2 protein-coding genes are annotated in these 1,967 nt (G+C 55.1%); one reads left to right on the forward strand and one right to left on the reverse strand.

Translation table 11 applies throughout. From position 1 onward, the window contains the following. The coding region (locus EOA24_RS35950) for a serine hydrolase (protein ID WP_348633102.1) at window positions 1-798 on the reverse strand (798 nt) is incomplete at its 3' end. A gap of 712 nt (window positions 799-1,510) precedes the next feature. Here EOA24_RS35950 and EOA24_RS35955 point away from each other — a divergent pair. Beyond that, a partial coding sequence (locus EOA24_RS35955; RefSeq protein ID WP_145992567.1) for a 3-keto-5-aminohexanoate cleavage protein occupies window positions 1,511-1,967 on the forward strand: 457 nt, incomplete at its 3' end.

Genomic DNA, 1,967 nt, shown 5'->3' on the forward strand with positions numbered 1-1,967 from the left:
CAGAGCTATCGCGCACCCGGCATCGTCCACAGCGATATAGGCGTCTTCTTCCGCCCCCATAGGTGCCCAAATTTCCTGACTCAACAGGTCGGCCAATGACATCCCGGACACCCGCTGCAGAACGAAGCCGAGCACGGAGGCTTCGATCGAGCGATAGTTGAATAAAGCGCCGTGTGATCTCTCTGCTTTATCAAGCGAGAGGATCAGCTCCCAATATGTGCGCGGCCAGCCTGGCATTGGGGTACGGTACCAGCCAGCGTATAGAGCCTTCTGCATGTGGGAGCCTTCTCTCCCTGACTCCTCGTAAACCACACCGCTTGACATGTCCAAAAGGTGCTGCACCGACGCTCCTCGATATGCTGTCTCAGCGAGTTCTGGCAGATAGTGCGTGACTGGTTTTTGGACATCCAGCAAACCCTTGTTGACCAGAATTCCTATGAGCGTCCCGGTGAACGACTTTGTCACCGACATCACGAGATGCTGGTTCTGCGGGGCGAGGTGGTTCATGTAATGCTCATAGACGATCCTGCCACGATGAAGCACTAGGAACCCGTCTGTAAAATTCCGCTCAAGAAAGTCGCCTAACAAATGCTTACCATTCCGGAAACTGACCATAAGCTCCCCGAGCGGCTGAAGCGAACGAGCCAGTGGCCGCGCAGGTCCCGGACCGCGCCATATTGGAGCAGTTGTCGTCATTTCGCGCACGTGCTGGAAGGTCCACCGGCTCCAAGGCGATAGGTCCCACCCCACTCGTGGGATGAGCGCTGCACCAGGGTTGCGGGGATCCCGGGGCTGCATATCGGTCACGTCCTCACCTTCAGCGTCGACTGCAAACAAAGTTGTAAATCAGCGGGTCGAGCTTACGCCCCCTGACTCACCCCTTTCCGACAGCAACTGCCGATTCTCTATCGCGCCCATGCATCGCATGGAGAACGGGTAAGAGAAATTCAGCATAGTTATATAAACTCGTGATTGATTATGCGATTGGTAGCGCCCGCCATTGCAGATGGCGACGTGAAAGCGGCAGTTCCATGAAATAAGTTACGACAGGTGGCGCGGTTTCCGGACGCGAAAGAAATACGTTTGCGGGTAAACTTCTGCCCGCAGCACAATTGATGGAGCGCGCTGTCGATTTGCCTTCGCTTCGATCAGATCGGAGCAAAAGTGCTGGACACACGCCGCCGGCTTTCCCGCTTGTGAACCGAAAGCCTTTCCCCGCGATACACTTGGTAATGCTACGCCGGTAGAACTCTCTATCCCACCGAAACAGGATGAACCTCGCGGGTATACCAAGCACCGCCGCCTATTCGCTAAGATCGCGCAGCTTTGTACGCAGCCCGGCCTCCGGCCCTGCGCGCATTCACGTATGATTCCATCAAATCTGGCGGAAGTTCCGGGGCTCATCTCAGCAGGTAACATAATCAGTAGCAGACGTTCATAACTCAACAGCGGTGGCGCAGCTACAGAATTCGGTCCTACTGTTTGTCATTAGCAACACAGGGTCTGGTCTATGCCAATAACGCCGTTCGGCACTCGCAAAGTCGTAATAACATGCGCCGTAACCGGCGGTTCAAAATACAATCGCGACCATCCGAATTTTCCGATTACTCCCCAAGAAATCGCTGACTCGGCTATTGAAGCCGCGCGCGCTGGTGCAGCGATCGTCCATGTTCACGTGCGCGATCCCGTAACCGGCGCCGCAACCTACGACGTAAAGCTATTTAAGGAGGTTTCTGACAGAATTCGCCAGTCGTCTGTCGATGTAATTCTAAATCTGACATGTGGCGGAAATGCCCGGTTCGTGCCCGACCCCGAAGATGAAAGTCGCGCCGCACGTGGTACGACGGTCGCGCCGCCCGAAGTTCGATATGCGCACATTGAAATGTGTCGGCCGGACATTGCGTCTCTTGATGTCACGACGTCAAATCAAGGTGATGGCGGCGATGAGTACGTGTACTTAAATACAC

This window comes from Mesorhizobium sp. M2A.F.Ca.ET.039.01.1.1 (assembly GCF_003998035.1).
Taxonomy (GTDB): domain Bacteria; phylum Pseudomonadota; class Alphaproteobacteria; order Rhizobiales; family Rhizobiaceae; genus Mesorhizobium.